Source organism: Thiorhodovibrio winogradskyi (assembly GCF_036208045.1).
GTDB lineage: Bacteria > Pseudomonadota > Gammaproteobacteria > Chromatiales > Chromatiaceae > Thiorhodovibrio > Thiorhodovibrio winogradskyi.
In genome coordinates, this window is sequence record NZ_CP121472.1 from 2,546,809 (window position 1) to 2,569,578 (window position 22,770).

General features: G+C 60.5%; 14 protein-coding genes and 4 pseudogenes. 8 read left to right on the forward strand and 10 right to left on the reverse strand.

The genetic code is table 11. The annotated features are described in order from the left end of the window. Positions 1-23: 23 nt before the first annotated feature. The 8 genes and pseudogenes from pstA (Thiowin_RS11340) to Thiowin_RS11375 all read right to left on the reverse strand — a co-directional run bounded on the left by pstA (Thiowin_RS11340) (position 24) and on the right by Thiowin_RS11375 (position 11,367). Positions 24-1,841 (reverse strand): phosphate ABC transporter permease PstA, encoded by a 1,818-nt coding sequence (gene pstA / locus Thiowin_RS11340; protein ID WP_328987838.1) that lies wholly within the window; start codon positions 1,839-1,841, stop codon positions 24-26. A 10-nt stretch (positions 1,842-1,851) separates the two neighbouring features. Beyond that, a complete protein-coding gene (locus Thiowin_RS11345; RefSeq protein WP_328987839.1) occupies positions 1,852-4,473 on the reverse strand; it encodes an ABC transporter permease subunit in 2,622 nt (873 codons plus the stop codon). 153 nt (positions 4,474-4,626) lie between these two features. Next, on the reverse strand, positions 4,627-5,610 hold the full coding sequence (locus Thiowin_RS11350) for a PstS family phosphate ABC transporter substrate-binding protein (RefSeq protein WP_328987840.1): 984 nt from the start codon (positions 5,608-5,610) through the stop codon (positions 4,627-4,629). Positions 5,611-5,901: 291 nt separating this feature from the next. Beyond that, the gene (gene pstB, locus Thiowin_RS11355) at positions 5,902-6,648 is read right to left on the reverse strand and encodes a phosphate ABC transporter ATP-binding protein PstB (protein ID WP_328988062.1); all 747 of its coding nucleotides are present in this window, start codon (positions 6,646-6,648) and stop codon (positions 5,902-5,904) included. 319 nt (positions 6,649-6,967) lie between these two features. After that, a pseudogene (pstA, locus tag Thiowin_RS11360) lies at positions 6,968-7,762 on the reverse strand (phosphate ABC transporter permease PstA); the annotation flags it as partial. A gap of 573 nt (positions 7,763-8,335) precedes the next feature. Continuing rightward, positions 8,336-8,806, reverse strand: a pseudogene (locus tag Thiowin_RS11365) (DUF3333 domain-containing protein); the annotation flags it as partial. Next, the gene (gene pstC, locus Thiowin_RS11370; protein WP_328987841.1) at positions 8,799-10,190 is read right to left on the reverse strand and encodes a phosphate ABC transporter permease subunit PstC; all 1,392 of its coding nucleotides are present in this window, start codon (positions 10,188-10,190) and stop codon (positions 8,799-8,801) included. The gene pstC and the pseudogene Thiowin_RS11365, both read right to left, overlap by 8 nt. Before the next feature lie 133 nt (positions 10,191-10,323). After that, positions 10,324-11,367: a substrate-binding domain-containing protein gene (locus Thiowin_RS11375; protein ID WP_328987842.1), complete on the reverse strand. Its 1,044-nt coding sequence runs from the start codon at positions 11,365-11,367 to the stop codon at positions 10,324-10,326. A gap of 429 nt (positions 11,368-11,796) precedes the next feature. On the opposite strand from Thiowin_RS11375, the pseudogene Thiowin_RS11380 reads away from it, so the two are divergent. From Thiowin_RS11380 to Thiowin_RS11415, 8 genes and pseudogenes are all read left to right on the forward strand, one after another. After that, positions 11,797-12,984, forward strand: a pseudogene (locus tag Thiowin_RS11380) (glycosyltransferase); the annotation flags it as partial. Between the two features lie 174 nt (positions 12,985-13,158). Continuing rightward, positions 13,159-14,121, forward strand: a pseudogene (locus Thiowin_RS11385) (phosphotransferase enzyme family protein); the annotation flags it as partial. Positions 14,122-14,222: 101 nt separating this feature from the next. Continuing rightward, a complete protein-coding gene (locus tag Thiowin_RS11390) occupies positions 14,223-15,098 on the forward strand; it encodes an SDR family oxidoreductase (RefSeq protein ID WP_328987843.1) in 876 nt (291 codons plus the stop codon). A gap of 142 nt (positions 15,099-15,240) precedes the next feature. Next, complete coding sequence (locus Thiowin_RS11395; protein ID WP_328987844.1) at positions 15,241-15,642, forward strand: Rap1a/Tai family immunity protein; 402 nt, start codon at positions 15,241-15,243, stop codon at positions 15,640-15,642. 205 nt (positions 15,643-15,847) lie between these two features. After that, complete coding sequence (locus tag Thiowin_RS11400) at positions 15,848-16,084, forward strand: glycine zipper domain-containing protein (RefSeq protein ID WP_328987845.1); 237 nt, start codon at positions 15,848-15,850, stop codon at positions 16,082-16,084. Positions 16,085-16,182: 98 nt separating this feature from the next. Then, positions 16,183-16,428 carry a YMGG-like glycine zipper-containing protein gene (locus Thiowin_RS11405; RefSeq protein WP_328988064.1) on the forward strand — a complete coding sequence of 82 codons (246 nt, stop codon included), beginning with the start codon at positions 16,183-16,185 and terminating at the stop codon, positions 16,426-16,428. A 50-nt stretch (positions 16,429-16,478) separates the two neighbouring features. Beyond that, on the forward strand, positions 16,479-17,732 hold the full coding sequence (locus tag Thiowin_RS11410) for a permease (protein ID WP_328987846.1): 1,254 nt from the start codon (positions 16,479-16,481) through the stop codon (positions 17,730-17,732). A 111-nt stretch (positions 17,733-17,843) separates the two neighbouring features. Beyond that, complete coding sequence (locus Thiowin_RS11415) at positions 17,844-18,254, forward strand: CBS domain-containing protein (protein ID WP_328987847.1); 411 nt, start codon at positions 17,844-17,846, stop codon at positions 18,252-18,254. Between the two features lie 35 nt (positions 18,255-18,289). On the opposite strand, the gene Thiowin_RS11420 is transcribed toward Thiowin_RS11415, so the two are convergent. Together Thiowin_RS11420 and Thiowin_RS11425 are read right to left on the reverse strand one after the other, a co-directional pair. After that, complete coding sequence (locus tag Thiowin_RS11420; protein WP_328987848.1) at positions 18,290-19,756, reverse strand: ribonucleotide-diphosphate reductase subunit beta; 1,467 nt, start codon at positions 19,754-19,756, stop codon at positions 18,290-18,292. Between the two features lie 73 nt (positions 19,757-19,829). Beyond that, complete coding sequence (locus Thiowin_RS11425) at positions 19,830-22,769, reverse strand: ribonucleoside-diphosphate reductase subunit alpha (RefSeq protein ID WP_328987849.1); 2,940 nt, start codon at positions 22,767-22,769, stop codon at positions 19,830-19,832. Position 22,770: the final 1 nt, after the last annotated feature.

The window sequence follows — 22,770 nt, forward strand, 5'->3', positions numbered from 1 at the left end:
CAAGTGATACCCGGGCGCAGCCATCAGAGGCCGCCGTCGGCGAACTTTCGTCTTAATCGGCTGCGTAAATAAATGGCGCCGGCATTCATCGCCACAATCAGAAACAGCAGCAGCATGGTGGTCACGAACACCATTGGCTTGCCAGCTTCGGAGTTGCGCGATTGAAAGCCGACATCAAAAATATGAAAGCCCAGGTGCATGAAGCTGCGCTCCAGATGGATGTAGGGAAAGACGCCATCGATGGGCAGCTCCGGCGCCAGCTTGACCACGCCCACCAGCATCAGGGGTGCCACTTCTCCAGCGCCGCGCGCCATTGCCAGAATGAGCCCAGTAATGACGCCGGGCAGGGCGCGCGGGAGCACTACATACCAAATGGTCTGCCAGTTGGATGCGCCGCAAGCGAGTGAGCCCTCGCGCATGGAGCGTGGCACGGCGGCCAGCGCCTCCTCGCTGGCGACGATCACCACCGGCACCGTGAGCAAGGCCAGGGTCAGCGAGGCCCAGAGGATACCGCCGGTGCCAAAAGTGGGATTGGGCAGGCGTTCGGGAAAGAACAGTTGGTCGATGCTCACTCCCATGGTGTAGGCGAAGAATCCCAACCCGAACACGCCGTAGACGATGGACGGCACCCCGGCCAGGTTATTGACCGAAATTCGCACCATGGAAACCAGCCGTCCCTGCTTGGCATATTCGCGCAGATAAAGCGCGGTGATCACCCCGAGCGGCGCGGTGAAGACCACCATCAGCAAGGTCATGGCGACGGTGCCGAAGATGGCCGGCAGGATACCGCCCTCGGTGTTCGCCTCGCGCGGTTCGGCGGTCAGGAACTCACCCCAGCGCGAGAGGTAAATGTCAAGTTTGTCGCCCAGGTCGAGAGCATTGGCCGGGTAGAAACGCACAATCTGCGACAGCGCCAGGGTCTTCTCGCGCCCCCCAATTTCTCGCAGGGTCAGGGTATCACGCAGGTCGCGCTCACGGATCTCTCGTGCCCGGTCAGCGAGCGCCTGGTAGGCCAGCTGGAGTTCGGCGAGCTTGACCTCGACCTCAGCGGCGACGCGCGCATAGTCGGCACTGTCGCGGCCAGCGCTTAACTCGACGCGCCGCAGCCGCAGGCGTTCGCTCTCCATCTGGTGATTGATCTTGCCAATGGCGTGGCGCTCGATGTGGCGAATCTCGGCGAAGCGCTCGCGGGCCAGGCGCTGGGCCTTCTCCGCCTGGTCGAAGCTGAGCGTCTCGCCCGCAATGACCTCTCCGTCCAGGTTCAATGCCGCGATCTCACCGACAAAGCGCCCCCACTCCTGGCGCTCGAACAGGTACATGGATTTGGGGTAGCTGATGCTGTCGATCTCAAAATCCGACACCCAGCGAAAATCCTCGTGATAGAGGTCGTAGTTACCGATGCGATAGAGCACGCGATGGGCCAGGCCGCCGTTTTCTTCGATCCCGGTCCGAACCGCCTCCGGCAGCCCCTTGAGCACCCCGGCTTGCGGGCTATAGACAGCGTCGCGGGTCGGCTCGCCGGCCAGCTGGCTGCCATCGGTCAGGCTGACCACCGCAATCGGCTGCGGCCAGAAGGTGACAGCGCCGTTGTAGAAAATCAGGAACAGAAAGCTTGCGATCAGCAGGATGCCCATGGCCAGGGCGCCGCCCAGTCCCCAGAGAAAAGGCTCGCCAATGGCGGTGAGATCGGCGGTGTCTTGGCGCACCACGCGCCCGGTTCTCGCGATGGCGCGAGATGCTGGCCTGGCCTGTTCCGGTCCAGGTTCCAATCCCGCGCCCGACAACATGCACTCGCCCCTGGTCCCTCGTCCCACGTCGCTGTCTTTGCCCATCATGGCCATGCGACAGTCCTCAGAGCTGGAAAGCACGCTTGCGGAAGCGCTGGCGGATCACCTCGGCAAGGGTATTGATGGCGAAGGTCATGACAAAGAGCGTGAGCGCGGCCAGGAACAGCATGCGATACAGGCTGCTGTCTTGCACCGCCTCGGGCAATTCCACCGCGATGTTGGCGGAGAGGGTGCGCAGACCATTAAAGATGTTCCAATCAAGAATAGGCGTGTTGCCAGCGGCCATGACCACAATCATGGTCTCGCCCACGGCACGGCCCATCCCGATCATGACGGCGGCGAAGACACCCGAGAGCGCGGTGGGCAGGATCACCCATTTGGCGGTCTGCCAGGGCGTGGCGCCGGTGGCGAGACTGGCGGCGCGCAGATGATCGGGCACCGCGCTCAGGGCGTCCTCGGCGAGGGTGAAGATATTGGGAATGACCGCGAAACCCATGACAAAGCCCACCACCAGCGCGTTGCGCTGCACATAGGTATCCACCAGGCTGCCGCGCGGGTCAAAGCCGAGAAGCGTCAGCAGGCGCGCGCCAAGGTAAGCGAGCAGCAGCGCGCCCGCGAACAACGCCAGCCAGCGCCCCAGGGCCAGCACGGCGGCTCGCTGACGGGGCAGGTTGCGCGACAGATCCCGATAGCGCGGTCCAACCCCGCGCTGAAAGACCCAGGTGATCGCCAGATAAGAGAGCGGCATCAGCAGTAAGAACACAAAAGGCGTTGCACTGCCCAGGTCCCGGTTCAACCAGGCCTTGAAATCCCCGGCGAAAAACAGCGCCTGAAAGCCCGGCCCCAGCAGATAGGCAAACCACAGCAACAGGACGATGGTGGCAACCATGAAACCAAACTTGGCCAGTCCATCGAGTCGCAGCGTCCACCCCACCGGCAGCAGTTGCCACAGATAGGCCGCTAGTACCAGCCCCAGCGGCAGTACGATGAAGGACAAGACCACGGCCGCGATCCAGGTCTCGACCAGCGGGGCCAAAATCAGCGCGCCGATAAAACCGAGCACCACGGTCGGCAGCGCCTCCATCATCTCCATCATGGGTTTGACGGTGGAACGCACACTGCGGTGAACGAACTCCGAGGTATAGATGGCGCCCAGCAGCGCAATGGGCACGGCAAAGAGCATCGAGTAGACGGTCGCCTTGAGGGTGCCGAACATCAGCGGAATCAGCGAAAATTTGGGCTCGAACACATCGGTGCCCGAAGACGATTGCCAGGTGAAGCTTGGCTCCACATAGCCTTCGTACCAGACCTTGCCAAACACGGTCCCCAGGGTGACCTCCGGGTGCGGATGATGAAAGCGCCAGAAATCCGCCCCGCCGCTGTCGTTAAGCAACAGCACGCCATCCACGCGCGGCATCAGCTGCACCGCGACGGCATCGCCGACAGCGGCCTGGGACTGGTAGCGCTCCAGCACCTGATCGGAGGTCGAGTGGCGCAGCCAGACCTCACCATTGGCCGCCGTGGTGACCAGTGCCTTGCTGCGCTGGCTGACCGAGATATTGGTCACCGCCGCGCCATGTGGGGCATGGCGGCGCGCCCGCACCAGATGGTTGCCATCGGTGGTGCCGGCATCGGCGGGTGCCGGCAGGAGGAAAAAGACATCGACGGCGCCATTGGAGCCACCCACCACCAGCGCCTGCTCCCCGATGAGAAAGCCCATGCTGGTGATGGTCTCGCCCGGGAAGACCCGCAGAGTCTCGGCCAGGGTCGGCGCGTTGAAGTGACGGGTATCGTAGCGATAGATCTCCCCCTCGCTTGATGCCACATAGACGGCATCGGCATGGGTGGTCATGGCCACCGCTGTCACATGGGTTCCTGCTGGAAGCGAGGGCAGGGTGGAGGTGCGGGTGCGCGTGGTGACCTTTTTGGTCAGGATATTGATCTTGGATTCACTGCGGCTCAGACGCGCGATACCCTCGGCATCGACGCTGACAAAAGAGCGTGTGGGCCGCTCCGCCGTGCCGCCAACGCGGTAATCCAGGGCGATGATGGGTGCCTCGCTGGCCTGCACCCGTTCGCCGATCTCGGTCTTGAGGGTCAGGCGGCGAATTTGCTCCCCCGGCAGCTTGGAATACAGCCGCTCATCCAGCACCCAATCGGTGCCGTTCAAGGCTTTAGCCGCGCTCGGCAGTGCGGTGTCGGGCAAAACATCGACCTGAAAATCCACCACGGCAAAAAGCACCGAGCCGTCGGCGAAGCCGAAGGCCACCTGGTCGCGCTCGACCACGCCACCCACGGAGATCGCCACCTGCTCACCAAAATCCAGCTTGCTGGAGGCGATCAGCTGCCCGGTGTCCAGGTGGAAACTGCTATAGGCGCCCTCGGCACTGATGCGCACGCCCAGGGTGCGATACTCATCGGCATTCAGCCAGCGCGTCACCTTGGGCGGCTTGACCTGATACTGGCTGTGCGAGAGCGTCTCGCCGCTTTTGGCCAGCGGCAGGGCAACGCTTATCAAAAACACCATGATGCCAACGACCGCCAAAATTACCAGCAGACCACCGATGGTAATCAACCAGCGGGCGAAACGGTCAGCCAGCAGCACTGACGGGCGGGTGGATCGGTCTCGGCGGCGTTCAAGCAAGGCGGTTGCCCGCGCCCTCTGCAAAAGATTCGCCTCACTCATGAGATGTAGATGCTGATTCGTGAGGCTGCATTCATCCAGGGCAGGGGGGAAACCAGAGGATTGAGGGCGGCGCTAAATCTAGCAGCCCCGCCCCGGGCCTGACAGGCAAGCGAGGACGCAGCCGGCGCCCTCATCCATCGGAAGCGCAAAGGTTTAGTTCTGTAAATTAAAATTCTCAAGATCTTCCTCGGCAATCGCCGAGGTGATCGGGAAGTAGCCGTCCTTGATCACCGCGGATTGACCCTCTTTGGAATAGACAAAGCGGATAAACTCGGCGCGCAGCGGATCGAGGTCTTGGTTTGGGTTCTTGTTGACATAGATGTAGAGGAAACGCGCGATGGGATAATCGCCGGAGTAGGCATTCTCCGCATTGGCATCGAAGCACTCGCCATCATCGCTGGTGCGCAGCGGCACGGTGCGCACGTCGGCGGTCTTGTAACCAACACCGGAGTAACCAATGCCGGCGATGTCGGAGGCCACGCCCTGCACAACGGTGGATGACCCTGGCTGTTCTTTCACCTGGTCTTTGTAGTCACCGTCGAACAAGGCGACTTCTTTGAAATACCCATAGGTGCCGGAGGCCGAGTTGCGCCCGTACAGCGAGATTGGTCGCGCGGCCCAGTCGCCGCTCAGGCCAAGGTCGCCCCAAGTGACGATATCGCCATCCAAGCCACCGTTGCGGGTCTTGGAGAAGATGGCGTCGACCTGCCGCATGGACAGGCACTCGATCGGGTTGTCCTTGTGAACATAGACAGCCAGCGCATCAACGGCGCTGCGAATGGCCAGCGGCTTGTAGCCAAACTTGGCCTCGAACTCTTCTTCCTCCTTGGACTTCATCGGGCGTGACATGGGCCCAAACTGCGCGGTTCCGGCAATCAGAGCCGGCGGTGCTGTGGACGATCCCTTGCCTTCGATCTCGATTTTCACATTGGGGTATTCACTCTGGAAACCCTCGGCCCAGAGTGTCATTAGATTGTTCAGAGTGTCCGAGCCAATGGACTTGAGATTACCGGAGATACCGCTCACCGGCTCGTAGCTGTTCAGTTCCGGGTCGAGCTCGACCGCGGGCACAGTGGCGGAAACCAGTATGGCAAACAGCGCGGAAGCCGACGCTGCCGAGAATAGGGCCTTGTTCATGATAAAACCTCGCTCATCTGGAAGATAAAACTTCATGCCCGCCATCACTGTTGCCGGGTTCACAGACTTCTAGCGAGGGCGAACCTCGCCAGTTTAAAAGCCACGAATGGCGCTTTAATGACAATCAGCCCCTGGCCGAATAGAAAGCCGCTGGACGGTAGCACATGGCACGAGCCCGCAGTCTGGTTGGCGCCTGCCTTCGAGTGGCTGATCTGATCAGATCTGATCGAATCAAGGCCAGGGACTGGAGCAAGGTACTGGAACAAGATATTGGGGAAAGGCGAGTCCGCCCTAGCCGAATCGTCCGGTGATGTAATCTTCAGTGAGCTTATGCCGCGGTCGATTGAAGACATCATCGGTCGAGCCGACCTCAATCAGATCACCGAGATGGAAGTAGGCGGTGCGTTGCGATACACGAGCGGCTTGTTGCATCGAGTGCGTCACTATGGCGATGGTGTACTGCTGGCGCAGCTCATCGATTAATTGCTCAATGGCCGCGGTCGCAATCGGATCCAAGGCCGAGCAGGGCTCGTCCATCAGAATCACTTCAGGCGAGACCGAGATGGCACGAGCGATACACAGACGCTGCTGCTGACCACCCGAGAGACTGGTGCCGGGAGCCTCAAGCCGGTCTTTCACTTCCTTCCACAGGCCGGCGCGCTGCAGGCTGGTCTCGACCAGTTCATCGAGTTCGGCGCGATTATTGGTCAACCCATGAATGCGGGGGCCGTAGGCGATGTTTTCATAAATCGACTTCGGGAAGGGATTGGGCTTTTGGAACACCATGCCGACCCGCGCGCGCAGCGGCACCACGTCGATTCCACGATCCTGAATTTCCTCGCCGTCGAGCTTGATCGAGCCTTCCACCCGCGCTGTCGGGATGGTGTCATTCATGCGATTGAGGCAGCGCAGAAAGGTCGACTTGCCGCAGCCCGAGGGACCGATCATCGAGATCACCTCGTTGCGCCCGATATCCAGGCTGACATTTTTAATCGCATGATTGTCGCTGTACCAGACATTGATGTCTCGGCAGACCATGCTGGGGTTGGGTGATCTAATCTCCCCAACAGTGGCGTCGGTGTTGGTGGTCTTGGCCGTGTTGGCGGCCTGACTGTTATCCAGCTCTGCAGCTTTGACATCAACAGGTTTAACGGCTATCGCATCGGCGGTCATATTCATGGGCGACTCTGAAGATTGGACAGGAGGCGTATCTGCCACCGGCGTCTTGGCGGCCGTGGCGACCTCGTTTGAATTGTTCATGACAGGCTCTGTGCGCTTGGGCTCTTGCGACGGTTGAATCGCACTGGTTTTACTCCAGTCGTTTTTACCCCAGTGATGGCACCCGTCGCACTGACGATTACCAACGCCGCTCAAAACGGCGGCGCAACAAGACGGCGGCGAGATTCATCAGGATAAGGAAGGCGAGCAACACCATGATGGCCGCCGAGGTGCGTTCGACGAAACCACGCTCGGGACTATCGGCCCACAGGAAGATTTGCACTGGCAGCACCGTGGCGGCATCGGTGAAGCCCTGGGGCACATCGACGATGAAGGCGATCATGCCAATCATCAGCAAGGGCGCGCTCTCGCCGAGCGCCTGGGCCATGCCGATGATGGTGCCGGTCATCATGCCGGGCAAGGCCAGCGGCAGCACATGATGGAGCCGCGTCTGCAGCGGCGAGGCACCCACGCCGAGCGCGGCCTCGCGAATCGAGGGCGGTACGGATTTTAGCGCCGCGCGGCTGGCGATAATGATGGTCGGCAGGGTCATGAGTGTCAGCACCATGGCCGCCACCAGCGGGGTCGAGCGCGGCACGCCGAAAAAGTTAATGAAGACCGCCAAGCCGAGCAGGCCGAAGACAATGGATGGCACGGCCGCGAGGTTATTGATATTGACCTCGATCAAATCGGTGATGCGATTCTTGGGCGCGAATTCCTCCAAATACAGGGCCGCGCCCACCGCGATCGGGAAAGAGAACAACAAGGTCAAGGCCAGGGTGTAGAAAGAGCCCATCACGGCGCCGGCAATACCGGCCAGTTCCGGCTCGCGCGAGGTGCCGTTGGTGAAGAAGGGCCAGTTGAAGCGCTTGGTGATCAGCCCGGCTTGCTCGAGCTGCAAGACCCAGGCGATTTGCTGATCACTGAGCCGCCGCGCATCCTGTGGCGTGGTCAGTTCCAGCGTCTGCCAACTGCCGGCCTCGGCTGGCGCCGAGGAGACCGGCGGCACCAGCACGACGCCGCGCGCGCCGCCGGCCTCAATGGCCACCAGTTTAATCAACCCGTCGTTAATGCGCAGCAGAAAGCTTGGCGCCTCGACGCCGAGCACCAGCTCATCGGCACCCTCAATCTCCGCCCGCAGCGCCTGAATTTGGTTCTCAAGGCGCTCAACATCACGTTCATTGCGCGCGATCTCACGCTCCGCCTCGCCCTCCTGGTCAGGGGTCAGGTCACCCTGCTTGAGCAAGGCGGTCTGATCATCGCGAGAGCGCTGCAACAGAACCTGCTGGCGCGCCAGACGCTCGGCGCTATCGCTGAGCCGGCCGCGCGCCCGTTCCAGCAATGGCAGCAGGCCATCATCCGAGACCCGAACCACGACCGCGTTGCCGGGCTTGTCCAACTCGCCCTCCAGGGTCGCTGTCCCCTGGCCATCGATGCGTGAAATGGGAGTGGAGCGTCCCTTCATGAACATGTCGATATCATCATCGACCAGCAGACGCACCGGGCGCTGGTGACCAATCACGCCGGGATCCTTGGTCACCATCTGGCGCAGTTGCAAGGGAGCGCCTGGACTCAGCAGCTCGCCGAGTTCACGGCGCTCAGTACGCCCGGTCACCGACGGAAACTCCGCGCGCAAGGCATCCTGGGCGAGTTTCAGGAAATTGACCCCGCGCAGTTGTTGTGCGACCTCGGAGTCGTCTAGCTCGCCCTCGCGCAACCGGCCCGTTGGATCGATCATCTCGGCATCGAAAGCCACCGGCAACTCAAGGTAGGACTGCAAGAAAGCGGTGTAGCCATTGCTGACGATATTGAGGAAAAGGATCAGCACAAAACTGAGCCCGAGCACCACGGCGCTGGCGCCGAGCAGACGGAACAAGCGCTCGGAACGGTAACGCCGTTTCAGGCTGGTCTCTACAATTTCGCGCGGGCTGCGGCGCGAGCCGCTGGTGTTGGCGGCAGCAGTGCTGGTGTTACTCATACTGTTCTCGATACTTGCGCACGATGTGCAGCGCGATGATATTGAGGATCAGGGTCACGACAAAGAGGGTGAGCCCGAGCGCGAAGGCGGCCAAGGTCTTGGCGCTGTCGAACTCCTGGTCACCGGTGAGCAGGGTGACGATCTGCACCGTCACCGTGGTGACGCTATCCAGCGGATTGGCGGTGAGGTTGGCGGCCAGACCGGCGGCCATGACCACGATCATGGTCTCGCCGATGGCGCGCGAGACGGCTAGCAGCACGCCGCCGACGATACCCGGCAGCGCGGCTGGAAAAATTACCCGGCGGATGGTCTCGGACTGAGTCGCACCCAGCGCATAGGAGCCATCGCGCAGCGACTGGGGCACGGCGTTAATGACATCCTCTGAGAGCGAGGAGACGAAGGGGATGATCATGATCCCCATCACCAAACCCGCCGCCAGCGCGCTCTCGGAGGCGATATCCAGCCCCAGGGTCACACCCAGGTCGCGCATGAAGGGGGCCACCGTCAGGGCGGCGAAAAAGCCATAGACCACGGTCGGGATGCCGGCCAAAATCTCAAGCACCGGCTTGGCCCAGGCGCGCACCTTGCGCGGCGCATATTCGGCCAGGTAAACCGCTGACAGCAGCCCGACCGGCACCGCTAGCAGCATGGCAATGAAAGAAATCAGCAGGGTGCCGGTGAACAGCGGGATGGCGCCAAAGGCCCCGGATGCTCCCACCTGCTCAGCACGCAGCGCGATTTGCGGACTCCATTTGGTTCCGAACAAGAACTCCGTCCAGGGCACTTTCTGGAAAAAGCGAATCGACTCGAACAACACCGACAGCACAATGCCGAGGGTGGTGAGGATGGCGATGGAGGAGAACAGAATCAGCACCAGCATCACGATCGACTCGACCCGATTGCGGGCGCGAAAACCTGGCTTGGTGTGCTGCCAGGCCCAGGCCATGCCGGCGAGCACCAGGGCGCCGATGAGTGCCCACAGCGACAGGTTGGCAATTTGTTGCAGGCGCAGATAGTGAGCCGCCGCCGCCACAACCTCGGGGCTTGGCTCGCGTCCCATCAGGTTGCCGCTCGCGTAGTTGCGGATATCGCTGGTCAGCAAGCTCAGCTGCCCCTCGGAGAGGCCGGCGGTCATGTCCGCCGGCAGCTCGGCGAGCGTGAGCGCGGTCAGTATCTGCCCTTGCAAGCCGACCCAGAATAACAGCAGCAGCAGCGCTGGAAGACCGACCCAGAGCGCTGCATAGTAACCATAGTAAGCCGGCAAGGAGTGCAGGCGATTGATATAAGCGGTGCCGCCAACGACACCAATGGCGCGTTTACGCCCGAGATGATAGGCCAGCGCCATGGCTATCAGCACAACGAACAACAGCAGCGAGGGATTCATGGCGGCGAGCGATCTTTAGCAAAAGGGAAAACAGCCATCAAGAAAGACGCCAACAACCCCCGCGGGTCGCTGGCGTGCGTGGACCGCGATACCGCCCGAGCGGCGGCGGCATCGCGGGGTCAAGCCAAGCTCTTTACTTGGGGCTCGACATCGGCTCCATGGCCTGTGATGACTTCGCGATCTTTGCGCGCATGTCATCGGGCAGCGGGATCAGACCCTTGCCTGGCAGGTAGCCGTCCGGACCCCAGGCGTTCTCGCTGGTGAAGGCGGTCACGTACTCTAGAATGCCAGGAATGGTGCCGACATGGGCGTTCTTGACATAGAAGTAGAGCGAGCGCGAAACCGGATAGGCACCGCTGGCGATGTTATCGAAAGTCGGCTCGACGCCGTCAATGATGGTGCCTTGCAGCTTGTCGGAGTTTTGATCCAGGAAGCTGAAGCCAAACACGCCGAGCGCATCGGCGTTCGAGTCGAGCTTCTGTACGATCAGGTTGTCATTTTCGCCGGCCTCGACATAGGCGCCGTCTTCACGCACGGTGCGGCAAATGGCCTTGTACTTCGACTTGTCTTCGCCCTTGATCGCGGCAATCCAGTCAAAGCTCTTGCAGCCGCCTTCCATCGCGATCTCGGCGAAGGCGTCACGCGTGCCGGAGGTCGGCGGTGGGCCGAGGACCTCGATGGCGACATCGGGCAGATCGGGATTCACCTCTTTCCAGGTTTTGTAAGGGTTGGGAACCAGCTTTTCGCCGCCATCCGGGTCCGGCACGTCCTTGGCCAGCGCCAGCCAGACGTCGCGCAGCGACAGCTCGAACTGATCGGCCTTCTTGGAGTTGGCGATGGCGATGCCGTCGTAGCCAATCACCACCTCGGTGATCTCGGTGACTCCGTTCTCCTGGCACTTCTCGAACTCGGAGACCTTCATCCGACGCGATGCATTGGTGATATCCGGCTGGTCGACACCAACGCCGGCGCAGAACAGCTTCATGCCGCCGCCAGAGCCGGTGGACTCGATTTTTGGCGTGTTAAACTCAGTGGCGTTACCGAAGTTCTCGGCAACGGTGGTCGCGAATGGGAACACAGTCGAGGAGCCGACAATGTTAATGGTGTCGCGCGCCATGGCTTGGGCGGACAGGGAAAGCGCGCCAAGGACGGCGAGGGTGACTGCGGTTCTTTTCATGGATAGACTCCATCGTCAGGTGAATGAAGCGCGAATTTTCGGTTGTTAGCGTTGCCATGGTATGACCGTTTTATTACGATTTAGTGACGCCCCGAGTGAAGGATCAACGGGGCGTCAGTTCCGTCATAGGCGCCAGTCTGTCGCTCCGTGAAAATAGCGACAAGGACAAGGAAGGTCCAAGAAATTGGTGGAGTCGCTCGGGCACGCGAGCATTCATTGCGTTGTCATCAATCTTTTGTGCAGAATCCCCTCATGTCAGCTACACTGGCCGGTTTGGCCGCTGAGCATTTCAGTTGCGAAATCTGGATTCAGTGCCAGTTGGGATGGCGGATGGGCATCGAGTAACTTGGGCAGGCGTTATGACGGGCTTGGGCTTCGATCAGTCAGCGCTGTTTTTCAATCTGGTTTGGATGGAGTCTGAGCAAGGCCATGCGTGTCTTGATGATGTCGGATGTCTATTTCCCCAGGGTCAACGGGGTTTCGACATCCATTCAGACCTTTGCGCGGGAGTTCGCCGCCGCTGGTCACCAAGTGACCCTGATTGCCCCGGATTACGGCACGCAGAGCCCGGAGCCTTTCGCGGTCATTCGCATTCCCTCGCGCTATCTGCCGTTCGACCCGGAGGATCGCATCCTGCGCTGGGGAAGGTTGCCGGACCACCATGCGACCCTGTCCGACGCGGGCTTTGATCTGCTGCATGTCCACACGCCCTTCATCGCGCACTATGCGGGTCTGGCGTTGGCGCGGCGCTTGGGTGTGCCTGTCATTGAAAGCTATCACACTTTTTTTGAGCAATACCTGGATAAATACGTCCCTCTGGTGCCCGGCGCCTGGATGCGCTATGCCGCGCGGCGTTTCTCCACCAGCCAGTGCGAGGATGTCGATGCCCTGGCCGTGCCCTCGCACGCCATGCTTAAGGTGCTGCGTGGCTATGGCATCGACACGCCCGCCGAAGTAGTGCCGACCGGGATTGACACAGGCCAGTTCAGTCAGGGCGACGGGGTCGGATTTCGCCAGCGATTTGGTATCGCGCCGGATCGACCGCTCTTGGTGCATGTCGGGCGCCTGGCATTCGAGAAAAATGTCGACTTTCTGCTACGCATGATGGTGAAGGTCAAGCAAGACTGTCCGCGAGTGCTGCTGGTCATCGCCGGAGAGGGACCGGCGCGCGCGATGCTGGAAGGTCTGGCGCGCAAGCTAGGTCTGGCCGAGCAAGTGCGTTTTCTTGGCTACCTGCTGCGCGATGGCTCGCTCGAGGACTGCTACAGCGCTGGAGATGCCTTTATTTTCGCCTCCCGCACCGAGACCCAGGGTCTGGTGTTGCTCGAGGCCATGGCGCTGGGTACGCCAGTGGTTTCCACCGCTGTCATGGGCAGTGCCGAGGTGCTGAAGGATGGCGAAGGTTGTCTGATCGCCGAGGAGGATGAGGATCTCTTTGCCAAGAAGGTGCTGCGCGTGCTAACGGATCAATCCTTACGCGCGCGACTGGGCAATAAAGCGGTGGCCTACGCACAGGGTTGGTCCGCGCCCGCGCTGGCGGAGCGCATGCTGACCTTCTATCGGCGGGTCATCGACCAGCACGGCACCGGCAGGTCGGCTACGTCCCCATCGACTGCGTTGGGCGGTTATAAGGAGGGGGTTGGAATGGCGGATCGGCTCCCACTGCCAGCCGCTGATCTGGCGTTGGCGCTCGACATGGCGCGACACTTTCCGGTCTGTGAGCAGCCGCTTGAGGTGCGGCCGCTTGGTGCCGGTTTGATCAATACCACCTTTGCCGTCTCTGCGCGCTGCGGGCAATTCGTGTTGCAGCGAATCAATTCGGCGGTTTTCGCAAATCCGCCATTGATCATGGACAACATCTCGCGTCTACAGTCCGCCGCCGCTGGAGCCGGTCCTAGCGCACCGCGTTTGCCAAAACTTTTCCGGGCCGCGTCCGAGGCGCTTTATACACGAGATCAGCATGGCGGCTACTGGCGTTTGCTCGAGCGGGTGGAAGATGCCATCACCCTGCCTGCCGTGACCGAGCGCACCCAGGCGGCCGCCATTGGCCGCCTACTGGGGCAGTTTCATGGCTTTGGCGCGCGCCTGGCCATGGCGGATTTTCATGTCACCTTGCCTGGCTCGCATGACACCCTGGCGTTTCGAGCAGCCTTGGATGCGGCCTTGCGCGAGGCGGATCAGCAGCGCTCGGCGAGCGAGGAGGCCGAGGTCTCGGTGCTGGTCGAGCAAGTGCGCGCGCGCGATCATGCCCTGGGGTGCCTGCGGGATGCCTTCGCGGCTGGTTTCATCCGCAAAACCCTGATTCATGGCGATCCCAAGCGCGATAATGTGCTCTTTGATCGCCAGGGACGTGAGGCGTTGTGTTTGATCGACCTTGACACAGTGCAACCCGGTTTGATTTTGCACGATATCGGCGATTGTCTGCGTTCCTGCTGTAATCGCGTGGGGGAGGGGGGCGCGCCGGAGCAGGTGCGCTTCGATGCCCAACTCGCCGAGGCCCTGCTAGGCGGCTACACGCAAGCGGCGCCTGGCCTGCTCGGAGCGGCCGAGGTTGAACTGTTGTTCGACGCGCTGCGTTTGATCCCGCTGGAGTTGGGTATCAGGTTCCTGATTGATCACCTGCGCGGGGATCGCTACTTTCGCGTGCGCTATCGCGGCCAGAATCTGCGCAAGGCCCAGGCGCAGTTGGCGTTGGTTGCCGACATCGAGCGCCAGGAGCGCGATTTGCGCCGCCTTGGCCGCGGCCTGGGCTGATTTTGGATGCGGCGCGTGCCGAGTGTTTTGCCTTGGGTGCTTGTCTTGATATTGCCGCACCGGTCCGGATATTTCAGCTTAAAGGAACCGGGAGTTAGAGCTTGAAAAGACAGATTATCATTGGCTGTGGCTATATCGGACAGTTGCTGCTACGACCGCTTGGAGAGCAGTGCGCGCATCCAGATCCGGCCATTGGCATTGCCCGCCAGGATGCGACTCTGGCCGCCATTGCCGCGGCGGGTGGTGAGCCACTGCGGCTTGATCTGGATCGTGATCCGCTCGACTCTATTCCGAGTGACGCGGCTTTGGTGTTTCATTTCGCGCCCCCGCCGTCGCAAGGCGCGCGGGACAGTCGCACTGCTCGCCTGATTGAGCACTTTAGGCGTCATGGTCACCCCGAGAGGCTGATTTATATTAGTACCACAGGGGTGTATGGGGACTGCGAGGGCGCCTGGGTTGATGAGAACTGGCCACTGCGCCCGGCGGCGCAGCGCTCCGAGCGTCGCGTCCATGCCGAGCGCCAACTGCAAGACTGGGCGGAGCGCAGTGGCGCGGATCTGATTATTTTGCGCGTGGCTGGTATCTATGCCGCCGATCGTCTGCCGCTGGAGCGCATCCGCCAGGGCGCTCCCGTGGTAAAAGCCGAGCAGGCGCCCTGGTCGAACCGCATCCATGCCGAGGATCTGGTCGAGGTCTGTCTGGCCGCCGCGCGGCGGGCGCCGGCCGGTGCCATTTACAATGTGTGCGATGGGCATCCAAGTACCATGACGGATTACTTTCTACAGGTGGCAGAGGCCGCCGGCTTGCCGCCACCGCCGCAGATCGATCTGCGGGAGGCGCCGGAACATCTATCCCCAGGCATGCTCTCCTACATGCGCGAGTCGCGGCGGTTGGATAATGCCCGCCTGCGTGAGGAGCTTGGCATTGCGTTGCGTTATCCCGATTTGACCGCTGGGTTGGCGGGGCTGCGTACCTAAGGGCCGCGTGGGAACAGTGCGGGAGCCAACAATGCGAAGGCTGGCACGCTTTAAGGTCGCGGCGGATTGCTGGGCTACCGCCCAAGCAGCAGGATTGCTAGACTCAAGGACGAATCTCAACCTCTTCATTCAGGAATCAAGCATGCACAGATTCTCTTACCCCCAGTCTCTTGCCGCGGCTGCTACCGCTGCTGTCACGCTCTTGTCTGGCGCTGCACTTGCGGCAGATCCTGAAGACTTCCACTTTGACACCACCGAGAACCTGTACCAAGTCTGCTCGACCCCGTCAGACTTGCCCGAACATGTCCCTGCCGCATTAGCGTGCCGCGCATTTATCGAAGCCACGGTTCAGTACCACGACCAGATTGTCGGACGCGAAGACGTCAAGCGTCTGGTTTGTTATGACACGACCACCACCGTTGAGGATGCTCGCCAAACATTTATCAGCTGGGGCAAGAAAAACCTGCGCCAACAAAAGCTGAAAACCGAGCAGCCCGTTGTCGGTCTAATGCGTTCCCTGGCCGAGGCCTATCCTTGTCGTTGAGTGCAATTTTTGCTTGCACCTCCGGCTATTGAAGATCCCCTTCAACAAAACCAGACGCTTGAGGATCCTTTGCACTTCAGCGCCGCAAGTGGGTCAAAGAGCCTTGGATGACCGTGAAGGCGCGCGACTTCCATGCCTGCAACCCGTTATGAACGAAAACTCATCGCGGCTCCTCCGAGACGCGATTCATGCGAGGAATAAGACCATGAAACATTCTTCATGCATCGCAACCGCCGGTGCCCTGGCCATTACCTTGTTCCTGAGCGCTTGTGGGACTACCACAGGTTCTCGGTCTGGGAGCGGCGCGCTGATGGGAGCGGCCGGCGGTGCCTTGGTGGGCTCGCTATCGGCAAATGCCGGTGCTGGCGCGCTCATTGGAACCGGCGTCGGAGCATTGGGTGGTTATTTGTATGATCAGCATGAGAAAGGCTATATCGACTAGCCGATCATGATCATGTTGAAGCCGATCAATTATTAGAGGTGATCATGAAGATTCGAAAAACTGGAATGTTGTTGGCACTCGGGGCCGCTGTAACTCTGATGCTGGCAGGATGCTCGACGACGACGCCCCAAAGCCGCACGGGTGAGCGGGTGTTGGGCGGAGCAGCGCTGGGCGCGGCAGCCGGTGCCGCGGTTGGATCGCAAAGTGCCAATGCGGGCAGGGGGGCTGCGATTGGAGCGGGAATTGGAGCCCTGGGTGGGGCCATGTATGACGCTGATCAAAAGAGCCGGAGGGCACCGCCGCAGCGGTACCGAGCTCAACCTTACCGTGTGCCCAATGGCTGAACGCGCACAGCTTCATCCTTGATGGACAACAGCAAGTGACGTGACGCTGAATGGTCAGTTTTCTTGCCTCACTCTGGCAGATTCTGCTTGAGCTTTCGCCCTCGCTGTTACTGGGGTTGCTCATCGCGGGTCTGATGCATGCCTACTTGCCCGATGGCTTCGTCCATCGTGGCTTGAGCGGCAATGATTGGGGCAGTGTCACCCGTGCCTCCCTTATCGGCGTGCCCCTACCTTTGTGCTCCTGCGGCGTGATTCCGACCGCCCTGGGACTGCGCAAGGAGGGCGCGTCCCCTGGAGCAACCACCTCGTTTCTCATTAGCACGCCGCAAACCGGGGTGGATTCCATTCTGGTTAGTGCCGCCTTTCTTGGCTGGCCTTTCGCGATCTTTAAGTTGATTGCTGCTTTCGTCACCGGAATTGTCGGTGGACTGCTAACGAATCGCTTCGCGCCCGCGCCGTTATTGGCGGGATCAGGTCACTCTGGGCTGGCTCCAGGGTCCGAAGGCGGGGATAAAAAGCGCGGTCTGCTCGGCGCCTTGCGCTATGCGGTCTTCGATCTGCTTGGCGCCATTGATCGCTGGTTGGTCTTTGGCATCATCGCGGCCGCGCTGGTCACCACCTTGACGCCCGAGGACTTCTTCGCTAGTCAGAGTTGGTCGAGCGGCCTGCTTGGCATGCTGGTGATGCTTACTATCTCGCTCCCCTTGTATGTATGCACCACGGCCTCGGTGCCCATCGCGGCTTCCCTGATCGCTGCTGGCTTGCCAGCCGGTTCGGCCCTGGTCTTTCTGATGGCCGGGCCAGCGACCAATATCGCCACCATCGGAGCGGTTTATCGCACCTTGGGCATTCGGGTGATTACCATCTACTTGGGCACTGTGATCCTAGCCAGTCTCGGCTTCGGGTTGTTATTCGATCAGATCCTCAATGTCAAACTGGGTGCGGTCGATGCGCATGCTGAGCACGCTGGCTGGCTCAGCTATCTGTCAACCGCGCTGCTGCTGGCTTTGCTGGCCTTGCTCGAGTATCGTCGCCGGCAGCAGCGGCAACTGGCACAACAGGCGGCGAATCAGATTGCCCGAGGCGGCGATGATGTGCTGATGCTGGAAGTCACTGGCATGACTTGCGGACATTGCGTTGCCAGCGTGAAGAAGGCACTGGAGGCCATTGATCAGGTCGAGGAAGCCACGCCGGAACTCAGTTCAGGGCGGGTGTGGCTGCGAGCGTCCGGCGTTGAGTTCGCGAGCTTGCGCCAAGCGGTCGAACAGGCTGGATTTCAGCTCAAGATTTGCAGCACCGAATAGGTTACTTTCATCCCTGAAACGGGCATTAACAAGTCAAGGTGGCAGGCGCGACACATGATGTCATCTCCCGCAAGCAATTCTGTTGGCTGTTTGGATAGGAGCTCATCAAGCTTGAAGATCAAAAATCTGATGAGCAGCCCCGTGGTCACTGTCGAGATGGACGACAGCCTGGCGGTGGTGAAGGAGATCTTCGACAACACCCATTTTCATCATCTTGCCGTGCTTGAAGAAGGCAGGTTGTATGGCGTGCTCTCGGATCGGGATCTGTTCAAGGCCATCAGCCCTGGCGTTGGCACGCCAGCGGAGAGCAATCAGGATCGCGCGGCGCTTAGCCGTCGTGCGCACCAGATCATGTCGCGCCGTCCCGTTGTCATTGAGCAGGAACAGGACGTGCGCGATGCGTTGCGCCTGTTTGAGGACCATCATGTTGCCTGCCTGCCGGTGGTCGATGGCGACGAGAATCTTGTCGGCATCCTGACTTGGCGCGATCTTCTGCATACCATGCGTTCTTTGCTGGCCTGATCGCAAAGGGCGCTCCTCATCTGAAGTGAAGCGCTTCAATCCCAGGACAGGGCGCCACCTGTCTGGTACTCGGTGACCCGGGTCTCGAAGAAATTCTTTTCTTTTTTCAGATCCAGCACTTCTGACATCCAGGGGAAGGGGTTGGTCGCTCCGGGATAAGGCTCGGCCAGGCCGATCTGCGCGCAGCGCCGGTTGGCGATGAAGTGCAGATACTCCTTGAACATGGGGGCGTTCAGGCCCAGCACGCCGCGCGGCATGGTGTCTTGGGCGTATTGGGCTTCGAGCTCGACCGCCTCTGTGATCATGTCGCGCAATTCCTGTTTGAAGGCGCCGCTCCATAGATGCGGGTTTTCGAGCTTGATCTGATTGATGACATCGATGCCGAAGTTCATGTGCATGGACTCATCACGCAAAATGTATTGGAACTGTTCGGCGGTGCCGGTCATCTTGTTGCGCCGGCCCATGCTGAGCACCTGCACAAAGCCAACGTAGAAGAAAATCCCTTCAAAGATCACATAAAAGGCCACCATCTCGCGCAGCAGGCGGCGGTCATTGGCTGGGGTACCGGTTTTGAAGTGCGGATCGGCCAGATATTGAGTGAAAGGCAGCGCCCATTCGGCTTTGCGCGCGACCGAGGGCACTTCGCGGTACATGTTGAAGATTTCGCCTTCATCCAGCCCCAAGCTTTCCACCACGTATTGATAGGCATGGGTGTGCAGCGCTTCCTCGAAGGCTTGGCGCAGCAGATATTGGCGGCATTCGGGATTGGTGATATGCCGATAAACAGCCAGCACCAGATTATTGGCCACCAGGGAATCGGCGGTCGAGAAAAACCCCAGGTTGCGCTTGATGATGGTGCGCTCGTCCTCGGTCAGGCCATTGGGGTCTTTCCACAGGGCAATATCCGCATTCATGTTGATTTCCTGCGGCATCCAGTGGTTGGCGCAGGCATCCAGGTATTTCTGCCAGGCCCAGTCGTATTTGAAGGGGACCAACTGATTGAGATCGGCATGGCAGTTAATGATGCGCTTGTCATCGACGCGGATGCGCCCGGCGCCCATTTCCAGGTTTTCCAGGCCGGTCGCGCCGCCGGCCGGTTGGTTCTTTGATGCCAGTTTTGATGTCGGCTCTGATATGGGCGTTGTCGCGGCTGTCTTTCCGCGAGCCGGGCTGGCATCCGGAGTCTGCCAGACCCTGTCATCCTCATCGGGCAGCAATGTCGTTTGCAAAGGTAAGGGGTTGGGATTCACCACCGGGGCCGAGCCAGCGGTAGCCATCAGGGCGCTGTTATCAACCAGTCCCAGACCGGGGCGGGGTGTGGCTGGCGATGCAGCTGTGACAGTTGTGTCTTGTGCATCATGACCTGGGCTTTCTCTGTCGCGCCAGGCGCTGGATTCCGCTTCGATCTCCGCCGGGTTGTCCGCATCCGGATCGCGGGCAGCATCCAGATACAGTGGGTGACGGGGTTTTAGGTCGACAAGGGGGTCTTCCCAGTTCAGCATGGTTGGTTCTCCTGGGCTGTGGATGGTCGTCGGGAGGTGGCGGAAATCCTGTGGGTGGCCTCTGGTCTTAGGATTACTGGCAGCTCTCGCACCCGGGATCGTCGATGGAGCAGGCGTTCGGGGCGCCTGCATGAAATGAGGCGCCATTGCCCTTGCCATTCGGCTTGCCACCATGGGCGGCGCGATAGCTGCCGCCAACGGCGCTTAACTGATTGGCGCGGTGGCTGTCGCTCATGGTCGATTTTTCAACATGGGTTGCGCCCATGGAACGCAGGTAATAGGTGGTCTTCAACCCCCGTGCCCAAGCCAGCTTATAGAGGTTGTCGAGCTTTTTGCCATTGGGCTCGCTCATATAGAGATTCAGGCTCTGGGCCTGGTCGAGCCATTTTTGCCGCCGCGCGGCGGCTTCGACCAGCCAGCGCGGGTCGATCTCAAAGGCGGTGGCATAGAGGGCCTTTAGCTCATCGGGAATGCGATCAATGGGCTGCACCGAGCCGTCGTAGTATTTGAGATCATTGACCATGACGCTGTCCCACAGGCCCAGGGCTTTGAGATCGGCCACCAGGTAGGGATTGACCACGGTGAACTCACCGGAAAGATTGGATTTGACGAACAGGTTTTGATAAGTCGGCTCAATGGACTGACTCACGCCGACGATATTGCTAATGGTCGCGGTCGGGGCAATGGCCAGGCAGTTGGAATTGCGCATGCCCTGGGTGCGGACCTTCTCGCGCAGGCCAGTCCAATCCAAGGTACAGTCGCGGTCAACTTGCAGATAACCGCCGCGGCCCTGTTCGAGTAACTCCAGTGAGTCAATGGGCAGAATGCCCTGGCTCCAGAGTGAACCGGCAAAGCTGGTATAAGGGCCACGCTCGGCGGCTAGATCCGCGCTGGCCTCGATGGCGTGATAAGACAGGATCTCCATGCTCTGATCGGCAAAGCGCACCGCTTCTTGGCTAGCGTAGGGAATGCGCAGCTTAAAGAGCGCATCCTGAAAGCCCATGATGCCCAGTCCCACCGGGCGATGACGCAAATTGGAACTGCGTGCTTGGGGAACATTGTAGAAGTTGTAATCAATCACATTGTCGAGCATGCGCATGGCGGTGCGCAGGGTCTTTTTGAGCTTCTCGGTATCGAGTCCGCGCTCGCTCACATGGGCTGCGAGATTGACGCTGCCCAGATTGCACACGGCAATTTCCTGGTCATTGGTATGCAGGGTGATTTCAGTGCAAAGATTGGAGCTATGCACCACGCCTGCATGCTGATTGGTATAGCGCAGGTTGCAGGGATCTTTGAAGGCAATCCAGGGGTGCCCGGTCTCAAACAACATGGCCAGCATTTTGCGCCACAGATCAACCGCCTTGATGGTCTTGCCGACCTTTAATTCACCAGCGGCGGCGCGCGCCTCATAGGCCAGATAGGCTTGCTCGAAGGCCAGCCCGGTCAGGTCATGCAGATCCGGTGTTTCATCGGGGGAGAACAGCGTCCAGTCGCCTTCTTCAGCGACGCGCTTCATGAACAGGTCCGGCACCCAGTTGGCGGTGTTCATGTCATGGCAACGGCGGCGGTCATCGCCGGTGTTCTTGCGCAGTTCCAGGAACTCCTCGACATCAATATGCCAGGTCTCGAGATAGGCACAGACGGCCCCCTTGCGCTTGCCCCCCTGGTTCACGGCCACGGCCGTGTCATTCGCCACTTTCAAGAAGGGCACCACGCCCTGACTCTTGCCATTGGTGCCTTTAATGTGGGCACCCATACCGCGAACCCGGGTCCAGTCGTTTCCAAGACCACCGGCGAATTTGCTCAGCAGTGCATTGTCCTTGATGGCGCCATAGATGCCGTCGAGATCATCGGGCACCGTGGTCAGATAGCAGGAACTCAATTGCGGGCGCACAGTGCCGGAGTTAAACAGGGTTGGCGTCGAACTCATCAAGTCGAAGCTGGAGAGCAAGTCGTAGAACTCAATCGCGCGCGCTTCGCGGTCGATTTCATTGATGGCCAAGCCCATGGCGACGCGCATGAAAAAGGCCTGGGGCAGCTCAAAGCGCGTGCCGTCTTTGTGGATAAAATAACGGTCGTAGAGTGTTTGCAAACCAAGATAGTTGAATTGAAGGTCGCGTTCTGGCTTGAATGCGGCGCCGAGACGGTCGAGGTCGTAGCGGGTGAGCTCCGCGTCGAGCAACTCCAGCTCGGCGCCCCGCTTGATGTAGGCGCGGAAATAGCTTCCGTAGGTATTCGCCCAATCGGATGCTGACATTGTCATGCTTGGCAAGCCGAGAAAACCCAGTGCCTCCTTGCGCAGGCTTGCGAGTAGCAGCCGGGCGGCCACTTGACTGTATCCTGGTTCCCGCTCAATGAGAGCGCGCGCGGCCATGATGAGCGCTTGATCGACATCTCTCTCCGAGACACCATCGAACAGATTGCGGCAGGCATCATCCAGCACCAGTTGTGGTTCAACCGCATCAAGTCCGGCACAGACCTCGGTGACCAGCGCTGCCAGCGCCGCTTGATCGAGCGGTACCGAGCGTCCATCACTGAGGGTGACTTGGAGACCCTGGGTGGCCTGCACGGCTTCGGACTCTCGTACCCGGGCGGCACGCTCGCGCGCCCGAGAATCGCGATAAAGCACATAATCGCGGGCGACCTTATGCTCTCCGGCGCGCATCAGTGCCAGCTCAACCTGGTCCTGGATGTCTTCTATGTGCACGTTTCCACCGCCGGGCAGTCGACGGGTGAGGGCGGCCGTGACCTGTTCGGTTAGTTGCTCGACACGATCATGAACGCGGCTGGAGGCGGCGGCCTGGCCACCTTCGACTGCCAGAAAGGCCTTGGTCATGGCCACCTTGATTTTGTTTGGATCGAAATGGGTGACCTTGCCGTTGCGGCGAATCACCTGTACCTGCCCTGGCTTTGGTCCCAGCCCTGCCGGGGTCGCGAAGGGGGGCGCGACACCGGCCAGCGAAGGCTGCGGCGGAAGCTGTTCAACCGGGGCGGTGGGTGTCGCTGTGGTCATG

Coding starts and splice junctions, on each gene's coding strand:
- Thiowin_RS11395 (WP_328987844.1), top strand. CDS start 15,241: ATGCACAGATTCTCTTACCCCCAGTCTCTTGCCGCGGCTGCTACCGCT.
- Thiowin_RS11375 (WP_328987842.1), bottom strand. CDS start 11,367: ATGAAAAGAACCGCAGTCACCCTCGCCGTCCTTGGCGCGCTTTCCCTG.
- Thiowin_RS11420 (WP_328987848.1), bottom strand. CDS start 19,756: ATGCTGAACTGGGAAGACCCCCTTGTCGACCTAAAACCCCGTCACCCA.
- Thiowin_RS11400 (WP_328987845.1), top strand. CDS start 15,848: ATGAAACATTCTTCATGCATCGCAACCGCCGGTGCCCTGGCCATTACC.
- pstA (WP_328987838.1), bottom strand. CDS start 1,841: ATGGCCATGATGGGCAAAGACAGCGACGTGGGACGAGGGACCAGGGGC.
- pstB (WP_328988062.1), bottom strand. CDS start 6,648: ATGGTCTGCCGAGACATCAATGTCTGGTACAGCGACAATCATGCGATT.
- Thiowin_RS11410 (WP_328987846.1), top strand. CDS start 16,479: ATGGTCAGTTTTCTTGCCTCACTCTGGCAGATTCTGCTTGAGCTTTCG.
- Thiowin_RS11425 (WP_328987849.1), bottom strand. CDS start 22,769: ATGACCACAGCGACACCCACCGCCCCGGTTGAACAGCTTCCGCCGCAG.
- pstC (WP_328987841.1), bottom strand. CDS start 10,190: ATGAATCCCTCGCTGCTGTTGTTCGTTGTGCTGATAGCCATGGCGCTG.
- Thiowin_RS11345 (WP_328987839.1), bottom strand. CDS start 4,473: ATGAGTGAGGCGAATCTTTTGCAGAGGGCGCGGGCAACCGCCTTGCTT.
- Thiowin_RS11405 (WP_328988064.1), top strand. CDS start 16,183: ATGCTGGCAGGATGCTCGACGACGACGCCCCAAAGCCGCACGGGTGAG.
- Thiowin_RS11350 (WP_328987840.1), bottom strand. CDS start 5,610: ATGAACAAGGCCCTATTCTCGGCAGCGTCGGCTTCCGCGCTGTTTGCC.